The 16,882-nt window shown below is 40.4% G+C and carries 14 protein-coding genes and 1 pseudogene; 5 read left to right on the top strand and 10 right to left on the bottom strand.

Annotated elements, in window-relative coordinates:
* Nucleotides 1-65: 65 nt before the first annotated feature.
* The 6 genes from MHB50_RS08855 to MHB50_RS08830 all read right to left on the bottom strand — a co-directional run bounded on the left by MHB50_RS08855 (nucleotide 66) and on the right by MHB50_RS08830 (nucleotide 8,672).
* The gene (locus MHB50_RS08855; protein WP_339163267.1) at nucleotides 66-1,199 is read right to left on the bottom strand and encodes an acetylornithine transaminase; all 1,134 of its coding nucleotides are present in this window, start codon (nucleotides 1,197-1,199) and stop codon (nucleotides 66-68) included.
* Nucleotides 1,183-1,977 carry an acetylglutamate kinase gene (gene argB / locus MHB50_RS08850; protein ID WP_340085152.1) on the bottom strand — a complete coding sequence of 265 codons (795 nt, stop codon included), beginning with the start codon at nucleotides 1,975-1,977 and terminating at the stop codon, nucleotides 1,183-1,185. The genes MHB50_RS08855 and argB overlap by 17 nt, the downstream gene beginning before the upstream one ends.
* Before the next feature lie 19 nt (nucleotides 1,978-1,996).
* Nucleotides 1,997-3,040, bottom strand: coding sequence for an N-acetyl-gamma-glutamyl-phosphate reductase (gene argC / locus MHB50_RS08845; protein WP_340085151.1), 1,044 nt, complete (start codon nucleotides 3,038-3,040; stop codon nucleotides 1,997-1,999).
* Nucleotides 3,041-3,310: 270 nt separating this feature from the next.
* The gene (gene parC / locus MHB50_RS08840; RefSeq protein ID WP_077113440.1) at nucleotides 3,311-5,743 is read right to left on the bottom strand and encodes a DNA topoisomerase IV subunit A; all 2,433 of its coding nucleotides are present in this window, start codon (nucleotides 5,741-5,743) and stop codon (nucleotides 3,311-3,313) included.
* A complete protein-coding gene (gene parE / locus MHB50_RS08835) occupies nucleotides 5,740-7,719 on the bottom strand; it encodes a DNA topoisomerase IV subunit B (RefSeq protein WP_077113439.1) in 1,980 nt (659 codons plus the stop codon). The genes parC and parE overlap by 4 nt, the downstream gene beginning before the upstream one ends.
* Before the next feature lie 539 nt (nucleotides 7,720-8,258).
* A complete protein-coding gene (locus MHB50_RS08830) occupies nucleotides 8,259-8,672 on the bottom strand; it encodes a CoA-binding protein (protein WP_077113526.1) in 414 nt (137 codons plus the stop codon).
* 498 nt (nucleotides 8,673-9,170) lie between these two features.
* Here MHB50_RS08830 and plsY point away from each other — a divergent pair, with 498 nt between their 5' ends.
* Genes plsY through MHB50_RS08815 form a run of 3 tightly spaced genes read left to right on the top strand, consistent with a single transcriptional unit; the run spans nucleotide 9,171 to nucleotide 11,241 of the window.
* Nucleotides 9,171-9,752: a glycerol-3-phosphate 1-O-acyltransferase PlsY gene (gene plsY, locus MHB50_RS08825; RefSeq protein ID WP_077113525.1), complete on the top strand. Its 582-nt coding sequence runs from the start codon at nucleotides 9,171-9,173 to the stop codon at nucleotides 9,750-9,752.
* A gap of 31 nt (nucleotides 9,753-9,783) precedes the next feature.
* Nucleotides 9,784-10,914 (top strand): CapA family protein, encoded by a 1,131-nt coding sequence (locus MHB50_RS08820; protein WP_340085150.1) that lies wholly within the window; start codon nucleotides 9,784-9,786, stop codon nucleotides 10,912-10,914.
* A 39-nt stretch (nucleotides 10,915-10,953) separates the two neighbouring features.
* On the top strand, nucleotides 10,954-11,241 hold the full coding sequence (locus tag MHB50_RS08815; protein ID WP_077113437.1) for a HesB/YadR/YfhF family protein: 288 nt from the start codon (nucleotides 10,954-10,956) through the stop codon (nucleotides 11,239-11,241).
* Between the two features lie 466 nt (nucleotides 11,242-11,707).
* Here MHB50_RS08815 and MHB50_RS08810 read toward each other — a convergent pair whose 3' ends face one another.
* The 4 genes from MHB50_RS08810 to MHB50_RS08795 all read right to left on the bottom strand — a co-directional run bounded on the left by MHB50_RS08810 (nucleotide 11,708) and on the right by MHB50_RS08795 (nucleotide 14,249).
* Nucleotides 11,708-12,007: a hypothetical protein gene (locus MHB50_RS08810; RefSeq protein ID WP_077113436.1), complete on the bottom strand. Its 300-nt coding sequence runs from the start codon at nucleotides 12,005-12,007 to the stop codon at nucleotides 11,708-11,710.
* Nucleotides 12,008-12,018: 11 nt separating this feature from the next.
* Nucleotides 12,019-12,453 (bottom strand): thioesterase family protein, encoded by a 435-nt coding sequence (locus MHB50_RS08805; RefSeq protein ID WP_340085149.1) that lies wholly within the window; start codon nucleotides 12,451-12,453, stop codon nucleotides 12,019-12,021.
* A gap of 504 nt (nucleotides 12,454-12,957) precedes the next feature.
* A complete protein-coding gene (locus tag MHB50_RS08800) occupies nucleotides 12,958-13,815 on the bottom strand; it encodes an MBL fold metallo-hydrolase (protein ID WP_340085148.1) in 858 nt (285 codons plus the stop codon).
* A gap of 2 nt (nucleotides 13,816-13,817) precedes the next feature.
* Nucleotides 13,818-14,249 (bottom strand): MarR family transcriptional regulator, encoded by a 432-nt coding sequence (locus tag MHB50_RS08795; protein WP_340085147.1) that lies wholly within the window; start codon nucleotides 14,247-14,249, stop codon nucleotides 13,818-13,820.
* 861 nt (nucleotides 14,250-15,110) lie between these two features.
* On the opposite strand from MHB50_RS08795, the pseudogene MHB50_RS08790 reads away from it, so the two are divergent.
* A pseudogene (locus tag MHB50_RS08790) lies at nucleotides 15,111-15,440 on the top strand (helix-turn-helix domain-containing protein); the annotation flags it as partial.
* A 163-nt stretch (nucleotides 15,441-15,603) separates the two neighbouring features.
* Nucleotides 15,604-16,638, top strand: a complete 1,035-nt coding sequence (locus MHB50_RS08785; protein ID WP_340085146.1) for a DUF2332 domain-containing protein — start codon at nucleotides 15,604-15,606, stop codon at nucleotides 16,636-16,638.
* The last annotated feature ends 244 nt before the right edge of the window (nucleotides 16,639-16,882 follow it).

Here is a 16,882-nt window from a genome sequence, read left to right as displayed (position 1 = left end):
TCCTTTCCCCGCTTTCGTATTTTTATTTTTAAATTTGCATTTTTATGCATTTCCATGTAAAAAAATTAAACTGTCTTTTCAATGATATTTAATGCTTCCTCCAGCTCCTTATAAGTAACTGTTAAAGGAGGGAGCATTCTTAACACATTTGGTCCGGCGTTTAATGCAAGAAGTCCGTTCGCCCTTAAGTTGGTAACCAAAGAGCCGACATCTTCCTTAAATTCGAGGCCATACATGAGCCCTTTGTGGCGAATGTTGACCAAGCCATCAAGCCGATCCTTCATTTTCGTTAACTGTTTTGCAAAAAAGTCCGCTTTGTCCTCTACTTCTTGAAGAAAATGTTCCTGAAACACGATGTTAAGCACCGCTTTGGCAGCTGTCATCGCAAGTGGTCCACCGCCGAATGTAGTGGCGTGGCTGCCCGGTCCAAATGCCGAACTTAACTTTTTCTTTCCAATCATCGCTCCGACAGGTATGCCGTTTCCAAGTCCCTTCGCTGATGTAATGATATCCGGCGAAATATTGTAATGTTGATAGGCAAATGGTTTTCCTGTTCTGCCAATGCCCGTTTGAACTTCGTCGATGATTAGCAGGAGTCCGTTATCGTGACACACTTGCTCCAATTTTTTGAGAAAATCATAGTCGGCAGGGATGACGCCTCCCTCGCCTTGAATCACTTCCAGCATGACTGCGGCCGTTTGTCCATCTATGGCCTCTTTAACTGCTTCGATGTTGTTATATGGCACATGTTGAAATGTTTCAAGCATCGGGCCAAAGCCGGTCTTTACTTTCTCTTGTCCTGTTGCCGCGATCGTTCCAAGCGTTCTGCCATGAAATGATTGGAGAAACGTAATAATTTTCGGTTTTCCGGTAAACTTGCGAGCCAATTTAATAGCTGCTTCATTGGCCTCTGCCCCGCTGTTCGCAAAAAATACCAAGTCTCCGCAAGAATGGTTCGCCAGCAGTTCTGCCACTTGTTCCTGCAAAGAGCTTTGAAACAAGTTGGATGTATGCCACAATTTTTCCAACTGTTCTTGAACAGGGCCAACAACCTCGGGATGGCAATGCCCCAGATTGCATACACCAATGCCGGAAGTAAAATCCAAATAATCTTTGCCATTTGTATCAATCACTTTTGTTCCTAAGCCGGATGAGATTTCTACATCCCATTTGGCATATGTGTTAAATAGATGAGACATACGGGATTTCCTCCAATTCTTTCTTTATCGTTGTCCCGATAATTTTTCCTTCACTGACTATGTGGGCATTTCCACTTACGATCATGACTTCGCTCATTCCCTCATCAAGGCTGTCCAGAGCGGCTTTGACCTTTGGAATCATGCCTCCCGTAATCGTTCCTTCATTTATCAAGTCGAGAATTTCTGATTTGGTTGCTACTTCCATTAATTGTTCATTCTTTAAAATGCCGGGAACATCTGTGACAAATAATAGTTTTTCAGCATCCAAGGCAGTGGCAATAGATCCCGCTGCCGTATCTGCGTTAATATTATAAGAGATTTTGCCATCTGCTCCAGGTGCGATCGGTGAAATGACCGGAATCATTCCCAGCGCCATTACTTTTAGCAGCAAATGTTTATTGACATGTGTTATTTCGCCGACATAACCGAGCTTTTCAAAATCAATCGGCTTTGCTTCAAGTAAAGGTCCGTCAAAGCCTGTCATTCCGATGGCAGACAGCCCGTGGTTGTTTACATTTCTGACGATCGTATTGGTCATGCTTCCTGATAAAACCATCTCTACCATATCCATAACCGCTTTTGTTGTTTTTCTTAAGCCGTTATGAAACTCGGACTTTATTTTTAAGTTGTCAAGCATTTGATTAATAGCCGGTCCGCCGCCATGTACGATTAAAGGCTGCCATCCGCCGTCCTTTAGTTTTTTTATTCCTTCATAAAATTCGTCGGACAGTGAATCGATCATGCTTCCGCCGAACTTAATGACAATGATTTTACTCATGACTGCTTCCCTCCTGAATTTATGGGTAAACGGGGGAAAGTTGTAGTCCCGCTGTTTCGTCCAGTCCACATAAAATATTGGCGTTTTGCACCGCCTGCCCGGCAGCTCCCTTCATCAGATTGTCGATCACTGACACAATTGTTAGCCTGCCGGTCCGTTCATCCAGTAAAAATCCGATATCGCAATAATTGGAACCGAACACTTCTTTTGTTGCAGGGAACTGGTTATTGTTTCTGATGCGAATAAAAGGTTCATCTTTATAAAATTCCATGTATAACTGCTCTATCTTGTCTTGGTCCACGGATGAAGCAAGTGATACATAAATCGTTGACATAATGCCCCGGGTCATTGGAACAAGATGAGTGCTAAACGTGATCGGAGCTTCATATCCCCAAGTTGAAAGCATCTGTTCCATTTCCGGTATATGTTGGTGTTGATTCACTTTGTATATTTTGAAATTTTCATTGAGTTCGCTGTAAATCGTTCCAAAACTCGCTGTTTGTCCAGCGCCGGAAACACCGGATTTGGCGTCAATAATAATAGACCCTTCTTTCGCCAGCTTGTTTTGGACAACAGGCGCCAAGCCAAGCAACGTGGCTGTAGGGTAGCAACCAGGGTTGGATATAAACTTCGTATCCTGTTTGATGGCCGATCGGTTTATTTCCGGCATGGCATAAACTGCTTGATCTACCCATTCCTTCGGAGCCGGTTTCTTGTTATACCACTTTTCATACTGCTCTATATTTTTCAACCGGAAATCTCCCGATAAATCAATTACTGTACATCCTGCTTTCAATAACGACGGGGCAATTTCAGCAGAAATTCCCGATGGCACCCCCAAAAACACAATATCCGTTTGTTTGGCAATTGCTTCCGGATGAATTTCATCCAATGTCATAGAAAGATGCGATAAATGAGGATAATGGGCAGTTATATCCTTTCCTTGTTGTGATGATGAATAAATCGCTGCTATCGTAAAAGCTGGATGAGATTGTAAAATTCTTAGCAGTTCCGCTCCCCCGTATCCAGTTGCCCCAATAATTCCCACTTTCACTACCAACACTCCCTTAAAACGTGATCCACTCCAAATTTTTCCGTTATTCTTTAGATGTTATATATTATACGCTGTATAAAAATTAATTCAATAGTATATTTATAACATTTTTATATATAAAGAAAATTTGGCCAGTAATAAGCACTTCGGTAAGCTAAATTCCCCACAACATAGCTCATTACGGTGCATCATTTCAGCGCGGAAAATAAAAAAACGCACCCCAATTGTTAAACCGTGTCTAACAATCGGAGTGCCGTTATTCACAACCAAAAGGTTGTTTTATCCTTCTATGGGTTCCGCATCCTCCCATATTTCAATTGAATGTCCATATTCTTTTTCATCAATCAAAAACGATCCGTTCGAATATCTGTCATTGAATTTTAGTGTAGCTGGTTGAAGTTGCTCAACGTTCCCTTTTTCAGTTAAAACAAAGACGGGCTTGTTTTCGTACAATACGGCCACTCCAATAACCCGGTGCGGATTGTTTTTTAATTCGCGGAGCAAGACTGTTCCTCTTTTGGCGCGCCCGCCTTTCTCAAATTCTGTGAACTTCATTTTCTTAACCGCCCCGCGGTTCGTCACAATCATAATGGCAGGTTCCGTTTCGGCTTTAATCACTTCTGCGCCAACTACAATATCTTTCTCCTTCAAATCAATGCCTTTTACCCCAAGCGCTCGGGCTCCAATCGGATTAACCTCTGTTTCATTAAATAAGAGACTGTATCCGAGTTTCGTCACGATGAAAATATCATCTGTTCCGCTGGATAGTTGAACATTGATGAGAGCATCATGTTCCCGCAAGTTAACTGCTACAAGCGGCTTCGAATAGCGCTGCGGCTGGTAGAGTTTCAGTGGACTTTTCTTCACCATGCCATATTTCGTAAAGAACACAAGGAATTGATCCTCTTGAAACTCTTTAATGGATAGAGCTTTTATAATTACTTCATCCTGTTCGATAGGAATGATTCCCGATATATGCTGACCCAAGTCTTTCCAGCGAATATCCGGCAGTTCATGTACAGGAATATATAAAAAGTTTCCTTTGTTCGTAAAAAGTAAAAGAGTGTCTCCTGTATGCAATTCTTCTTGAAGCAAGAGCCGGTCAAGCTCTTTCATCGCCAAATCGCTGCCATTTGAAGCGGAGTATGATCTTAAACTTGTTCTTTTTAAATAACCTTCCTTTGTCACCGTTACAATGACATCTTCATTTGGAATCATGACTTCCAAATTAATTTTAATGTCCTCTATTTCATGCTCGATGATCGTACGTCGTTCATCAGCATATTTTTTCTGGATAGCTTTTAACTCTTTTTTAATGACGCTTAATAATTTCTTTTCACTGTCCAAAATCTCTTTCAGCTTTTTGATTATCTCTTTCAATTCTGCTTCTTCTTTCTGCAAAGCAGTGATGTCCGTATTTGTCAGACGATACAATTGCAAGGATACGATCGCCTCTGCCTGTTTTTCAGAAAAGGCGAAATTCAATATAAGGTTGTCTTTGGCATTGCGTTTGTCTTTGGAGGCGCGGATGGTTGCTATCACTTCATCCAGAATCGAAAGAGCCTTCATGAGACCTTCCACAATATGTTGCCTCTCCAATGCTTTTTCCAAATCGAAACGGGAACGGTTGGCGACGACTTCTTTCTGATGTTTGATATAGGAATCCAAAAGATCAAGAATTCCCATCAGCTTTGGCCGCTGATCTCTTATGGCAACCATATTAAAGTTATAGGTTACTTGGAGATCGCTGTTTTTAAATAAATAATTCAAGATTCCTTCGGCATCCGCTTCTCTTTTTAACTCGATGACCATCCGAAGGCCGGTTCGGTCGGTTTCATCCCGAACCTCGGCAATTCCTTCAAGCTTCCGGTCGATGCGAAATTCGTCAATCCTTTTCACAAGATTGGCTTTGTTTACATCGTAAGGAATCTCACTGATGACAATTTGCTTTCTTCCTCCGCGAATCGTCTCAATATCCGTTTTGCCTCTGACAACAATTCTTCCTTTTCCAGTTTCATACGCTTTCTTGATTCCGTCCACACCTTGAATAATGCCCCCTGTAGGGAAATCTGGGCCTTGGATGACCGTCATGATATCATCGACGGTGCACCCAGGTTTATCCATCCGCATGATGACGGCATCGATCACTTCTCCGAGATGATGTGGGGGAATATCGGTCGCATAACCTGCCGAAATACCTGTGGAGCCATTGACGAGAAGGTTTGGAAACCGCGCCGGAAGCACAGTCGGTTCAGAGGATGTATCATCAAAGTTTGGTACATGTTCCACTGTTCTTTTTTCGATGTCTCGAAGCAGCTCGGAAGAAAGCTTGGAAAGACGGGCTTCCGTATAACGCATTGCCGCAGCCGGATCACCGTCTATACTTCCATTATTTCCGTGCATCTCAATTAATACGTTTCTTACTTTCCAGTCTTGGCTCATACGAACCATTGCTTCATACACTGATGTATCTCCATGCGGGTGATAGTTCCCAATGACGTTCCCTACCGTTTTTGCCGACTTTCTAAAACCTTTGTCTGCGGTGTTTCCATCTTGATGCATGGCATATAAAATTCTGCGCTGTACCGGCTTCAGCCCGTCTCTGGCATCCGGAAGCGCCCGTTCCTGAATAATATACTTGCTGTAACGGCCAAATCGGTCACCCAGTACTTCCTCAAGAGGCAAATCTTGAAATCTTTCCATTGCCGTCATAAATCAACAGCTCCCCCTTCTGATGTCAAGTTCTCATTTTCAAGTATATTCATGTCGTCCTGCATGCCGAATTGAACATTGTTTTCAATCCATTTTCTCCGTGGTTCCACTTTGTCCCCCATTAGCGTCGTCACACGTTTTTCCGCACTTGCCGCGTCATCAATCAGCACCCTGATCAGCGTTCTTGTTTCCGGGTTCATCGTCGTTTCCCACAGTTGATCGGGATTCATTTCACCAAGACCTTTATATCTTTGCAACATATATCCTTTGCCGACCTTTTTTGTTACATCTGCCAATTCATCGTCTGTCCATGCGTATTCGACAATCGCTTTTTTTCCAGTTCCTTTGCTTACTTTATAAAGGGGCGGGAGCGCAATAAATACTTTTCCGGCTTCAATCAAGGGTTTCATATAACGGTAAAAGAAGGTAAGAAGCAATACTTGAATATGGGCTCCGTCCGTATCGGCATCGGTCATGATGATAACTTTATCGTAATTGACGTCTTCAAGATTGAATTCCGGTCCGACGCCTGCGCCGATCGTATGGATAATCGTATTGATTTCTTCATTTTTAAATATATCCTGAAGCTTCGCTTTTTCCGTGTTGACCACCTTGCCGCGCAGCGGGAGAACTGCCTGGAACCTGCGGTCTCTTCCCTGCTTTGCCGAACCGCCCGCCGAATCTCCTTCCACTAAATACAACTCATTTTTCTTCGGATTTTTCGACTGGGCGGGCGTCAGTTTACCTGAAAGCAACGCGTCGGATCTCCTTCTGCGTTTTCCGCTTCTCGCCTCTTCCCTGGCTTTTCTTGCCGCCTCCCGTGCCTGAGCCGCTTTAATCGCTTTTTTCACAAGCATGGAGCTGACATTGGGGTTTTCGGCCAAGAAGTAGGCCAGCTGTTCCGATATAATCGTATCAACAGCGGATCTTGCCTCGGCTGTTCCCAGCTTTCCTTTTGTTTGTCCTTCAAATTGAAGTAATTCTTCTGGAATTCTTACGGATAAGATAGCAGCCAAACCTTCCCGGATATCCGAACCTTCCAGGTTTTTATCTTTTTCTTTCAGCAATCCTGTTTTTCTCGCAAAATCATTGACGGCTCTTGTGATCGCCGTTTTCGCGCCCACCTCATGTGTTCCGCCGTCTTTTGTCCGGACGTGGTTTACAAAAGACAAAATATTCTCGGCGTAGCCATCATTAAATTGAAATGCAAAATCTACCTCGATGTCATTCGCCGTCCCTTCAAATGAAACGACAGAATGAAGGGCATCTTTTTCTCCATTTAGGTATTCCACAAAAGCTTCAATGCCATTTTCATAGCAAAATACTTCGTGCTGCCCGCTGCGCAGATCATTGACTTCAATTGTGAGCCCTTTTAATAAAAACGCTGATTCCCGAAGCCTGCTGCTCAAGATTTCATAATTTAACGTGGTTGTACTGAAAATAGCCGGGTCGGGCTTAAAATGGATTTTGGTTCCGGTTTGCCTCGTCGTTCCCCTTTTCTCAAGCGTTGTGGCCGGTTTTCCGCCATTTTCAAATTTTTGTTCGTATATAACACCATCTCTTTTAATCGTTACGATGAGCCATTCAGAGAGTGCGTTCACAACAGAAGCGCCAACCCCATGCAAGCCTCCGCTCGTCTTGTATCCTCCTTGGCCGAACTTCCCTCCCGCATGCAAAACGGTCAATATGACTTCTGTAGTAGGTTTGCCTGTTTGATGGATTCCGGTAGGCATACCGCGCCCTTTATCCTCCACGCTTACACTGTGATCCTTATGCAGCGTAACGATAATTTGGTCGCCATATCCTGCTAAAGCTTCATCCACCGAGTTGTCGACAATTTCATAAACAAGGTGATGAAGACCGCGGGCATCCGTGGAGCCTATATACATGCCGGGCCTTTTTCGGACAGCATCCAGCCCTTCCAGCACTTGAATCGAATCTTCGTTATATTCCATCGTTGTCATATTTTTACTCATTATAAAACGACTCCTCTTTCATAGAGCTTTCCAGTTATAAAACACTTGTTCGCATATTGTACTATATCATATTTTTCCAAGCATGTCTTATTGTATATCCGGAAGCTCTCTTTTTGCAAATGGTGAAGGGTATACGTCTCAAGAGTTTGCCGAAATGTTCATAAGTGTTATTTCCGGCTTACTTCTTTTTTTTGCTGTTTCATCAGTGCCGCCCTTCTGTCATTTTCATTTTCTTTGATGAACATGAAAAGACCGTCCTTCAGCAGGACGGAAAGTCAAATCATTGCGTTCCTTTGAATTTATAAAGCTTCTTGTATCAAATTCCTGACAAGCATCCACATTTTTTAAATTTGCAAAAAAGCACGCAACCAGTTGATCTGTTTGCTTGAATTGATATGAAACAAGCAAAGACGGGTTGCGTGCCTTGTGGAGGTTTCCAAAAAGATTTGCGTGAACGACATTAGGCTTAGAGTGCGTGTAAAATGGTACGCCTTGGCGATTTCAAATACGATAGACTAAACATATGCCCGCTGTGGCGCTTATTTTGTTAAGGCGTGCTCCACTTTAATGCATCTGTCCATGATGACAGTATAGCCCTTTTCCTTTAAAAATTCATACGCCTCTTCATTTTGCACACCTAATTGGGCCCAAAATACATCTGCGTCAATTCCAACGAATTCTTTCGCAATCTCCGGCAAAAACTCAGAACGCCTAAAAACATTGACGATATCAACATGTCCTTCAACTTCCTTTAATGAATCAACAGCTTTGATGCCAAACACTTCATCTACAGTTGGATTAACAGGGATGATTTCGTAACCAGCATCTTTCATTGCCTCTGATACCATATATGAAGTTCTTTCAGGATTATCACTAAGGCCCACAACGGCTATTCTTTTTGCTTTTTTCAAAATTTGTCCCATTTCTTCTCTTGTTGGATTTTCTATCGCCATTTCATATCCTCCTTCAATAAGTCTCGTCTTAATCATATCGTAATTCACTCCTGTTTTTCATGCAAGCGATTACGTATACACAATTATGATGGGGACATGGTACAATAAAGTGAAACTTCAATCAGCCGGTATTCCCTGGTTGTTAGTTAACCCAATTGGGCTTTTACTTCGATGACAATACCGTCGAAGTTTTTCCTAGTCCTGTCAAACTGGCCGAATCAGGCTTTTACTGGCAATTGTATCACCACTGCCCACTTCCTGTATTACCTTGATTTTTGGGAGCGGGGATTGTACTGCCAGTTAATGCGGGATATGTGAAACTTCAATCAGCAAGGTATTTGCTGATTGTTAGTTGATCCAATCGGGCTTTTACTGGCAGTAGATCCTCGCTGCTCGCTTCCTGTATTACCTTGATTTTTGGAGCAGGGGATTGTACTGCCAGTTAATGCGGGATAAAAAAGCATTTTTGTGGATTAATAGAAAGAGGGGCAAATGCTGATGATGCAAATCGTTGTTTTGTTATTATCATACTTGATTGGTTCTATTCCTTCCGGTTTAATTGTAGGAAAAGTATTTTACGGAATTGATATCCGTGAACACGGCAGCGGCAATTTAGGGGGGACTAATACGTTTCGCGTATTAGGTAAAAAAGCCGGGATAGCCGTAACGGCAGCGGATATTTTAAAAGGAACGGCTGCTACGTTTTTGCCCACCCTGTTTAGCGTTGATATGCATCCTTTGCTCGCGGGTGTGTTTGCGGTGCTAGGTCATACATTCCCGGTGTTTGCCGGTTTTCGCGGGGGAAAGGCTGTCGCTACATCGGCAGGTGTGCTTCTGGGATATGAATATTGGCTTTTTATTGTTCTTGTTAGCGGATTTTTACTTACTCTAAAAATATCAAAATATGTTTCATTATCTTCAATGGTGGCCGGCTTATTTGGCATTATTTATTGCATCATTCTTGGTGACTGGGTGCTGGTGTTGGTTGTTTCAGCACTGGAGCTGTTTGTCATTTACCGACACCGGGCAAATTTAAAACGAATAAGGGATAAAACGGAGCCAAAAGTGAAATGGATATAACAAACAATTGACTGAAAGACGGGTTTTCTATATGAAAAATAAAGTATATTTGTTCCTTGTTTTTTTGGGCCTGGCCAGTGTATTGTTCTTTTTTTGGGTGAGCAGTGAACAGCGGAAACGACATTCACCTCATCAGGGTTTTGAAACTATGCCGGCTAAGGAGATTAATCTTCGACCCAAAAGCTTCGAAACGGAAGCCACGATTGCCGGAATAGGGGATATTCTTATTCACGACAAGTTGTATAATGATGCGCGATCACATAATGGTTATGATTTTTCGCCGATGTTTTCTCACATCAAGCCGTTACTCCGAAAACCAGATTTATTGATTGCCAACCAGGAGTCGATCCCGGGAGGAGAGGAACTCGGCATTTCAGGCTATCCCCGTTTTAACAGCCCGCATGAAATTGTAGATGCATTGCAGGATGCAGGGATTGACTTTGTCACAACAGCTAATAACCATTCCCTTGATAAGGGAGAAAGCGGCATTTTAAACGCCATCCGTTATTATGAAAAGAAAAACATGAATTATACTGGAACCTTTAAAAGCTCCGAAGACAAAGCCCGGATTCGAATAGTAGAAGTAAAAGGAATCCGCATCGCCATTTTGGCCTACGCTGAACATTTTAACGGTCTACGGGTTCCCGATGGGAAAGAATATTTAGTAAGTAAGCTTGAGAAGCATAACGTTCTTTCTGATATTGAAAAAGTGAAAAAAGAAGCAGACGTCGTTGTTGTCGCTTTGCACTGGGGGGATGAGTATGTCCGCCAACCCAATGCAACACAAAAGGAGCTCGCAAAAGAATTCATTTTTAATGGAGCAGACATCATTCTTGGACATCATCCGCATGTTCTTCAGCCCATACAGTTTTTAAAGCAAAAAGACGGGAAAAAAGGTATGGTTGTCTATTCCTTGGGCAATTTTTTATCTGGCCAAGATTTGAATTACAGGGACATTGGCGGAATGATTGAAATCACCGTAAAAAAGGTTGGCATTCCGGGAAATACAGTGACCACTATAGAAAAAGTAAACTTTCATCCTACTTTTACTGCGAATGAAGGAAGAAAAAATTATCGTGTCTTTCCTATTGATCAGGCCGCAAAGCACGGATGGACAAATGAAAACTCTAGAAGCATCAATACATTCATGCACATTCCTTGATCAACTGGACAGGTTGGGCTCAAGACAGGAGGTTACAACATGCAAATTAAAGTTACTGATCAAGCTGCACAATGGTTTAAACAGGAATTGGACTTAAACGAAGGAGATTACATCCGTTTTTTTGTGAGATATGGAGGGTCCGGTCCGTTTCACGAAGGCTTTTCTCTGGGAATGAACAAAGAAGAGCCAATGGATCCGGCGGTAATAGTCAACAAAGATGGGTGCCAATACTTTATCGAAGAACGAGATGTATGGTTTTTCAATGAGCATGACCTTTTGGTAGATTACGACGAAAAGTCGGACGGACCGATTTACCGATATGATTAATGTGAAGGTGCCGAAGATGGCACCTTTTTACACCTTTGGCGTTTTATGTCAACATGGCAAGCCATATAAGGAAGCGTGTCGTTTCTTTCTGAGACATTTCGACAAGAGCTGTGCATTTTGCAGGAGTGTTGGCCGTATTTGGATAGAGAAATGAGCAGATTCGGATAATGCCTTTCGGAACTGTTCTTATTTTTTTGTGTATATTCAAGAACATATGGTGAAAAATCCATTTACACTTTGCTATTGGGTTTACAAGCAACTTTTTCGATTTACTCCCGACTTTTTCGATTTACTCCCGACTTTTGCGCTATTACGATTCGATTTGGTCCATTTACTCGCCGTTTTTCCGTAACACTATCCATTTTTGAGTATGACTATCCGCTTTTACAATTTACTCAAAAACCCGAAGCTGTTACTCACAACTTTTACGATTTACTCGCTAGTTTGGCAATTTTTTAGTATAGGGCTATGTCAAACATTCCAGTTGGTCCAATTTCCCTTCTGCCCTGAGTATCATTCTTTGCTTGTCTCCCAACAGGTCATAATGGGAATACCCGTCTTTGCGGATATGTATCCACTCTTTTTTCAAACCGTATCGCGCTCCCCAACGGGCAAGCTGTTCAATATCCTTGCATCCAACCTTTGTCACCGTTTTAGCCCCCGGAAAACGGTCATCCAGCCAATAGTGGGTAATAAAAGCTACATCTCCCTGATCAATCTTTCTTTTCCAGAGCTTTAGCTGCTCCTTTGTGATCCCAAAAGCCACTGAAATCTCTCCTAATGATCTTTTTTCTTTTTTGCCCTTTCATAAGCATCATGCCAATCAGGAAATACTTTGCTCAATCTAACAGGACGGAAAGTCTCTTTTTTTACACAAACATGGGCGGTCGTGCCCGCAACGGCGATCTCGCCGTCTTTGTTCAAGACAACATAACCGTATACTACTTTAAACCCGTCATATTCTTCGATCCATGTTTGAATGGTCGCTTCCTCTCCATATGTAAGCGGCTTTTTATAAGAAACATGAACATCAATAATCGGAGCGAGGATTCCGCTTTTTTCCATCTCCGCATAAGAAAAACCTAAATCTTTCATAAGCTGCGTGCGTCCAACCTCCATCCAAATAATGTAATTGGAATGATGGACAACGCCCATTTGGTCGGTTTCCGCATAGCGTACTTCAATGTTTGTATGTGCGACAACATGGCTCATTTAAAGACCAACCTTTCAAAAATATAATAGATGACTTCATTATATAGAAGCCTCAAAGCTTTCAAGGCACCGAAAATGGAACATCTCCTCTGTATATCACTGCAAAGAATATAACAGGAATGAATATCTCACATCTATTATACGTCAACAATGCTTATTTGACATGCATGATATATGTACCTTGGCACTTTGAGGCGTATTTTCAAACTGATATCCGAATTTGTCTGATCTATACCCTACTACAGGAACGTGGAACAACATTTTGTCGTGAGATAGTTGAATGACGGTGCTCTGATCTATTCGTTGATTGCTAGCTTGTATGGTAGAGGGGTCCGTTCATGGCCTTCGCACGATCTTCATTAGGAACATTTAAAAGCCTATGATGACAGTTGATTCATCTTGTTTCCATAATGATCCTATTAAAAAAAGCCTAATCTTTTCTCTTCTCAGGCATGATTTGTTTTGGTATCACTCTTTTTTTTTAGTATTTCATGGTTCTTTCGTTTAACTAACTGATAATCCGTTCATAAAACAATCTACAATTTCTTCTTCTAACTGATTTAACTTACGATTTAGTCGAGTAGACAACTCATTCACCAAATTCAAATGGTCTCTTTGATGTTTTTCTGATACATCACAAATGAGCTGTAATAAAAATGTATACCCCATAAAATCATGTTTTGATAATGGAGATTCATGCGAAAGCACATACATTTCGGCATCAAACATTTCAATATTTTTCAGAAGGCGTCTAACATTATCAATCTTGTATTCCGGTTTTTTGGTGTAAATACTTGGATACAAGCAGTCCCCTAAGAAAAGTACTTTTTCTTCCTCTACAAAAATAAGTGATGAGTCATCAGAATGATCTCCACCTACATGTTTGACTACACACCGAATACCACCTAAATCAATCTCCAATTTGTCTTTAAACGTAATATGAGGTAGCGTGATAGTGATTTCTCTGTCTGCTCCAAATTCTTTTTTTATCATTTTTGAACAAAACGGATTCTCTAAACCTTTTTCTACACGATGATCTAAAGCTCCATCTGACCAATCATATTCCATCATTTTTTCAAGATGCATTTTTGTGTTTTCATGGGCTATGGTTAACCGATTTAACTGATTTGTTCCAAAGCTGTGATCCCAGTGCCAATGTGTTAATACGACAGCATGATGATTCGTTATTTGGCATTGGTCTAGTTCATCAAGAAATAATTTGGCATGTTTAGCAGAATTTCCTGCATCGACAATTAAAGTTTGGTCAGTTCCGCATATAGCAGACATTACCGGTCGATCTGTCTCAGGATCATCCGGTAAATAATATATACGATTGGTTAGTTGTTGCAAATGGTTCTCCATGTTTAACTCCCTTTGTTTTTTGTAGTTCCGACAATCTTATTCAATGTATCAAGAACATTTTTTAGCTCTGTTAAGCATACTTTTGAGTAATATTTTTCCACAAGTATGCCGTCGATTTTTTTTAGCAGCTGATGAAACACTTGCCCCCTCTTCCCAAGATAAATGAAGGTCTCTCTACGGTTTATTGCATTCTCTTGGCGAACGATCATTTTCATTTCTTCAAGCTTGGAAATGACTTGGCTAACTGCACTCTTGGAAATATCGAAATGATTTGCAATATCTTTTGCAATGACAGGCTCATTACGAATGATATAAAACATGACAATTTCTTGTTGAGGAGTTAATTGAAAGTCCTCTAATTCCACAACCTCTTTGGTTTCTTGTAATATTAACAACTTGAACTGCTCAAATTTTTGATTGATTTTGTCGATCATTATTGCATAATCGTGCACTGATTGATCATCCCTCCTTTGTTTATTAATTAAGTTTAGTTTACTTAACTAATATATGGGTTTGTCAATTATGGAAAAAATCGAATCCTATTTTTAAACCTTACACAATCACTCCCTAACGTGAAGGTGGAAATTGATACTTATTATTGTGTAAACCCTAAGACTGGCGTGGTGATGATATACGCAAACGCTGTTATTAAAAATACAGATAGAGGTTGTGTATTCTATCCGGATATTAGTGTGGTGTGTATTTAATGTACGGGGTATTCAACATGATCATCCGATTATCCCATTTTTGCCTAAAACGGCCCCTGCCGTTCGGTACAATTATAGTTTTTTCACTGCCTACTTGACAGTTTGGCAAACAGCTACCTGTTAACATAAATTGAGTGAAAAAATCAAACAGGTACCAACGAACATTACGGGAAAAACGTAAAAATGTTATTATGTTAGCTGTAGCTAATCTTAATATAAATGTACATTTCTTGTTATTTTAAAAGATTACAAGGAGAATTTGATTATGGCAATCCCCGCTATCTTACTTTAGCTTTTCTTTTACGTAAACAGGATCAACTGAAATAACCTTTTTCAGGATACAATCAAACGGGCATTTTTCTTTGGAAATTGTGAGTAATCACTCATTTAGGGGTACCGTCAGGAAAATGCGGATTTACAACGCTAAGCACATTTTCGGGACGATCCCCCTATTTTTAACAACGTTAAGGAAGTTTCAATGCTCTTAAAGAATCTGAACGAGACCATTTTCTCTGAATTAAAATGGTATTCTCCTAGCAAATTGATATGTTCCCAACCTAAAGGCGACATATGGTGTAACAAATCTTTATTAAAACTAAGCGAGATAGTTGTAACAACCGATTACGATGCAAATGGCTAATTTGTACCGTTTCTAATTCCATTCCTCATTAGGTAATAGCTGGTGTTAATAATTAGAGCGAAATCTTATTCGTATGCGACAACGCCAAGGAATTGAGTTGGCAAAGAAAGAAGGAAGGTTTAAAGGGCTATTCAAGAAGTATCATAAGAATCACGCAGGAATGGAATTATGCAGTAAAACTCTATAAAGAGGAAGGTATGACTGTAAATCAAATTTGCGAGATTACAAATGTGTCTAGGGCCTCATTGTATAGAAAGCTACCGGAAGGGAACAAATAATCTTCCTTATTCCAAAGACCCGATTGCGGATTAAAATGTTTGCTCAAATCACAAGATTATTAACATAATTGGTATTATGCAAACAGGGCAGTCTAGCAGTCTAGCGAAACAACACAAAGAAACAAACAATGGTTAAATTAAGTTAATAAAAAGGGGAGTTGAAATGGATCAATCACAATTATCTGTGCGATTTAAGAATTTTGCTGATTTTGCTGATATTGAATGTAAAGGTTCAAGTCGGTTATATGAACTTTTGTCTAGAAAAATAGCTGAAGATGATGAAATACTTGAATTATCTTCTTTTGCTAGAATTGGCCAGCCAGTTCCAAATTTGCTTTTGGGTGCTGTTCATTACCTATTGTTAAAAGGCAGAGATCATTTATTAAGGGATTACTATCCAAGCATTGTTCCTGATCCAAAAGAGATAGAAGGAGCCTTTGTTCATTTCAAGGATTTTTGTCAGATTTATAGAGATGAAATTATTTCACTTCTTACAATTAAGTTAGTACAAACTAACGAAGTAAGGCGTTGTGCTTACCTGTATCCTACCTTTTGTTATGTTTATAATAAAATACAAAAAGCTTTATCTTTAATTGAAATTGGAACGAGTGCAGGCCTTCAGCTTTTATGGAACCATTACAATTATTCATATGGAAACAATGTAGTTTACGGAAATAAACTTTCAAATGTTCATATAACTTCTGAAGTAAAAGGGGATAATGTTCCTTTATTGTTCAAAGAAAGTCCTCCAGTAGTTTCAAAGCTAGGAATAGATTTACATATAAGTGATTTAAGCAACTCAGAAGATTATTTGTGGTTGAAATCCCTTATTTGGCCTGAACATAAGGAGAGAAAAGAACTTTTTGAAAAGTCTGCTAAGTGTTTTAATGAAAATCCCGTTGAACTTCTTGAAGGAGATGGAGTAGCCCTCTTAACAGAAGTTGTAGAAACACTTCCTAAAAACACTGCCATTTGTATTTTCCATACTCATGTTGCAAATCAAATACCGGAGGATTTAAAGTACGATCTTCTAAATAAGATTAAAACAATCGGGAGCAAAAGAGACGTTTTCCATCTTTATAACAATATGTGGGATAGAAACCTGCATCTTGATTATTTTATTGATGGTGTTGAATACAATCAAACTATTGGTTCAACTGATGGTCACGGAAGATGGTTCGAGTGGAATATTGAATAGAAAATTCCTGATAAGCAATTCTGTATTTTTACCCAAATGCCGCAATATCCCCACTAGCGTGTGAATGTACTAAAACCGCTGAACAAGGTTCTCTCTTTTACCATTCACCTTCGATATACTTTGGCTGTATTAACAGGGGGTGGGAATTTTCTTTATATAAAAATGAAAAGTTTGTTAAACTTTGCATTGTTACTCAAAAAATCTCAGGAAAACATTGAATTACTTGCATGAGACGAGTTTCCTT

Origin of the sequence: Siminovitchia sp. FSL H7-0308 (assembly GCF_037980985.1) — a bacterium.
Lineage (GTDB): Bacteria > Bacillota > Bacilli > Bacillales > Bacillaceae_C > Siminovitchia > Siminovitchia thermophila.
Note: the sequence above shows the minus strand (reverse complement) of the source record. Positions and strands in the feature narration are given on the sequence as shown.